Below are 4,137 nucleotides of genomic sequence, written 5' to 3'. Positions count from 1 at the left end.
CCCTGCTGGTGCGGCTAACCGCATTTAATAATTCTTCTTTCCCGGGTTCATTCCATGAGGCTTCAACCGCTTCAAAAAAACTTGCACGGGCCTGGTTTAATAATGCCGTTGCCGATTGCAGTGCTTCGTCCATCACCAAAACATTTGCCTGGTTTACGCGTCGGATATTGGTTGCCTTATTTGCAAAAGCCGGTACACACAGATCGGTAAAATGCACTGCCAGGCCAGATATATTCGCGGCCAATGTAGCTTCGGCCAGTTGAAAAAACGGATAGCTGTATAAAGCCGCATCAATTACTGCGGCTGTCGCGTCAATTTTAAAACAACGGTTGCTATCTACATATAAATCTTCAACCTTATAAGCATCGCTGCCAGTTGCTATCATACCTATATATTTCCAGCCGGATAGCAGCTCTACATCTTTTCTATCCAATACAAATGGTAATATCAGTTGCGTACCATCGGCATTCATAACAGCTTTATCGCCATCCATTATATTACAGTTAACTGTAATATAGGTAGCATGATGCACACCGCTGGCGTACATCCAGCTGCCATTTATCATATAGCCATCGCCAGAAATAGTTGCCGTGCCTGTAGGTGCACCGCTGCCCGCTAAACATACTTTAGGATCCTGGTATATTTGTTTAGCAATTTGTGGGTTAAGAAAACCGCCAAACCAGCCGGCACCACAGCATAAAGTAACCACCCAACCCAGGCTGCCATCGGCCCAGCTTAAGGCCTCTTCTATTTTTACAAGCCGGGGCAGTGACCTTTGTAAGCCGCCATATTCAATAGGCGATACTAGGTTAAACCATTGCTGCTCGTACACCAAAGCCAGTTGCGCTTCATTCAGTTTGCCTAATTGCTCTGCTTCGGCCGCGTTATTGCGTATAATTTCAACCCAGTGGGGCTGCATCATTAATGATGGATGATCTGTTTGTTTCATACTAACTCCACATTAATTAATAATTGTTCTTCTTTTAACCGTTCTTCTTTAATGATCTTTCGCCAGTCCAGGTAACCAAATATGGCTACTACAAACAAAAACGCCGTAAGCAATGCAAAAAGCGCCAGGTTTTTGTGGAACAGCAGGGGTACGGCAAACAGGTTGCTTACATTAAGCAACACCCAGTTTTCTATTTTGCGCCGGGCCAAAAGCCACATACCCGCCCATGCGGTTGATGATACCCATGAATCCCAAACCGGTACGGTTGACTTTGTGAAATTGATGAGCAACAGGTAAAGTACACCCCAGCCAACAAAAACAATCAGCAGGGTAACTATCCATTCCTGCCGGTTGGCATACGATACTTTTACAGGCGGTTCGTTTCGTTTTTTTACCCAATGGTACCAGCCATAAAAGCTCATTACTACATAATAGCAGCTCAGCAGGCATTCGGCATAAAGATCTACATGAAGCAACAGGTAAATAGAAATTAAAGTAGCGACTATACCCGTTGGGTATAGCCACACTTTATTAGCCTTGGCAAGTAATACTTCGGCTATGCCCAACAGCACGGCCGTCCACTCCAGCCATGTGGTAGCTTTTACCTGTTCCATGAACAGGTCTATCCAATTTTGCATAGCTACAGGGTTAAAAGCTTAAATTAAGCGATGCCAGGAAATTGCGCGTTGCCTGCGGGAAATAGTAATTGTAGTTTACCAGCGTCCCGCCATCCACTTCCGGATAGGTAGCACCGTTTGCCTCGTATTTTTTACTGAAAACATTGTTAACCAGTAAACCTATGCCGATATTCTTGATGGCTTTGGTGCTGAAGTTATAGCTCAGCCTCACATCGTTTACAAAATATGCTTTTAAATACCGGTTAACCGCGTATGGGTTGTTTGCCACATCCGGCGAGGTTGTAATACCTGTGGGGTTAATGTTGCTTGTATTATCCAGGTATTGTTTGCTCACATATTTGCTTACAAAGGCAATGCTGCCATTTTTTATAGGCGAATAAGCGATCTCGCTCCCGGCTATTAATGATGGCGAAAACGCGATGTTGGTCTTTTTAAAAGACTGCACTACCGATGGCAACGGATTAAAATCAGCATCGTAGCTGGCTAATGTCCGGTTCAGGTCCTTAATTTTATTAGTACTGATAGTAGCATTGGCCGCCCAGCTTAACTGGTTTGTTATTTTAACCCGCCCGTCAAATTCAATACCTGCTCTGTAGCTGTTATCAACATTCATACGTGTTGCCGAGCCTACATCGTTTAAGGCACCTGTTAATATCAACTGGTTTTTATACAACATATAAAACAGGTTAATGCCTCCTTTAAATACATCGCCGCTGGTACGATAACCTGCTTCAAAATCTTTCAAATTTTCGGGCTTAGGCCTGCTGGCCGGGGTAGAGTTGGTATAATCATCCCGGTTAGGCTCGTGGTTACCTACCGCGAATGATGCATAAATGTTATTATGCTCATCCAGCTCGTAAGTTATACCAGCCTTGGGATTAAAAAAGTTAAGCGTAGCGTTTTGCTGTACGTTATTCAGGTTTCTGTCGAACCCAAGGAAAGAGTAATAAATACGGCGGTATTGCAGGTCGGCAAACAGGGTTACATCACCTAATTTGTATTCGCCGCGGCCAAATATGTTAAAGTCGCTTTTTTCGGCATCATCACGATAGTATTCATAGTTGGGTGGAATGCCCGCGTCTTGTTGGGTATAAATAATATTGCCGTAATGCGCGCCGGTATAGCGGTTATAAGCACCACCTAAAGTAAAGTTAAGGTTGCTTTTTGCCTGATATTTTAAAGCATAGGTTACGCCATAAAAATCGTTATTTAACCAAAGGCGGCGGGCCAGGTTGGTATTGGTAATAGTAGAATCGCCAACAACCACAGGGGTTAAGCCATAGTCGGTTACCTTCGCGTTGTTCTTATACTCTTCATAATAGCCAAAGCCTTTGGTGTAATGCAGGGCGCCGCTAAACGATAATTTATCAGACAGTTTTTGATCGTACAATAACTGATAGTGGTTTTGCTGATAATTATCTACCTGGTCTTTATAATAAGTACCATCGGGCATTAAGCCCAGTTCGTTATAGGTACGGTTGTTTGGGATGGTATTATCGTTGATCACATAATCAGGAACCCCGTTCCATGCCTGGTAGGTACGCTCGATACCCGAAAACACATTTAATCTCAACGTACTGTTTTTACCATAGTAAGCACCGCTCACAAAAAACGATTTCAGGTCGGACGATGCGCGGTCAATATACCCGTCAGATTTAATCCTTGACAGGCGGCCATCTACACTAAAATGCCCTCCCAATAAACCTGTGCCCATGCTTACCGTATTTTTAATGGTATTGTATGAGCCCGCGGTTGTGTTGATCTCTGCAAAACCTGTATCGCGGCGGGTAGCAGTTTGTATGTTGATACTGCCCCCAAAAGCGCCCGCGCCGTTAGTTGATGTACCTACGCCACGCTGCACCTGTATATTATTAACTGACGATGCCAGATCGGGCAGGTCTATAAAGTACGAGCCCTGGCTTTCGGCATCGTTTAAAGGGATACCATTAACCGTAACGTTCACCCTTGTGCCATCACTGCCACGGATGCGGATCCCGGTATAGCCCACACCGGCACCGGCATCAGAGCTTACCACTACCGATGGGGTTTGGTTTAACAAATAGGGCATATCCTGCCCAAAATTGTTTTTTTGCAGGTCCTTCTTGCTTAAGTTGGTAAATGCTGTTGGCGAGTTTTTGCCCGCGCGGGTAGCGGTTACCGTAACCTCCTCGGCGCTGAACGTGGCGTTTGTAAGTGCTATGTTAAGCGTATGGTTGCCTTTTAAAGTAATGGTTTGGGTGGTTACCTGATAGCCTATGTAGCTGGCTTTAACGGTGTAAGTACCACTGGGCAAATCGGCAATTTGGTAGCTGCCCCTTACATCTGTTTGTGTATTAATAGCCGGACTGCTTATACTTACGGTTGCGCCGGGCAAAGCTTCGCCGGCCTGATTAGTGATTTTCCCGCTGATGGAAAATTGAGCCGATGCCAAAACAGGCAGCAGCAGGGCGATAAGCGCCGTGAATAAATTTTTCAATTTTTGTTAAACAATAAATTAGTTAAACCATCTGCTCACCAGGGTATAATGGCAGTACACTTAACTTGTTACCT

The 4,137-nt window shown here is 44.6% G+C and carries 3 protein-coding genes; all 3 read right to left on the bottom strand.

All coding sequences use genetic code 11. The features are described from left to right. On the bottom strand, nt 1-949 hold a 949-nt coding region (locus JWQ85_RS03020), incomplete at its 3' end, for an acyl-CoA dehydrogenase (protein WP_299463738.1). Continuing rightward, on the bottom strand, nt 946-1,587 hold the full coding sequence (gene pnuC, locus JWQ85_RS03015) for a nicotinamide riboside transporter PnuC (protein ID WP_299463735.1): 642 nt from the start codon (nt 1,585-1,587) through the stop codon (nt 946-948). The genes pnuC and JWQ85_RS03020, both read right to left, overlap by 4 nt. A gap of 10 nt (nt 1,588-1,597) precedes the next feature. Beyond that, nucleotides 1,598-4,063 carry a TonB-dependent receptor gene (locus JWQ85_RS03010; protein ID WP_299463732.1) on the bottom strand — a complete coding sequence of 822 codons (2,466 nt, stop codon included), beginning with the start codon at nt 4,061-4,063 and terminating at the stop codon, nt 1,598-1,600. Nucleotides 4,064-4,137: the final 74 nt, after the last annotated feature.

This window comes from Mucilaginibacter sp., from assembly GCF_028288105.1.
In the GTDB taxonomy this organism is placed as follows: Bacteria; Bacteroidota; Bacteroidia; order Sphingobacteriales; family Sphingobacteriaceae; genus Mucilaginibacter.
The sequence above is the reverse complement of the archived record's forward strand: the minus strand, read 5'-3'. Positions and strand labels throughout refer to the sequence as shown.

Excerpts from the sequence above, each read along its gene's own strand:
- pnuC (WP_299463735.1), bottom strand. The coding sequence starts at position 1,587 with ATGCAAAATTGGATAGACCTGTTCATGGAACAGGTAAAAGCTACCACA.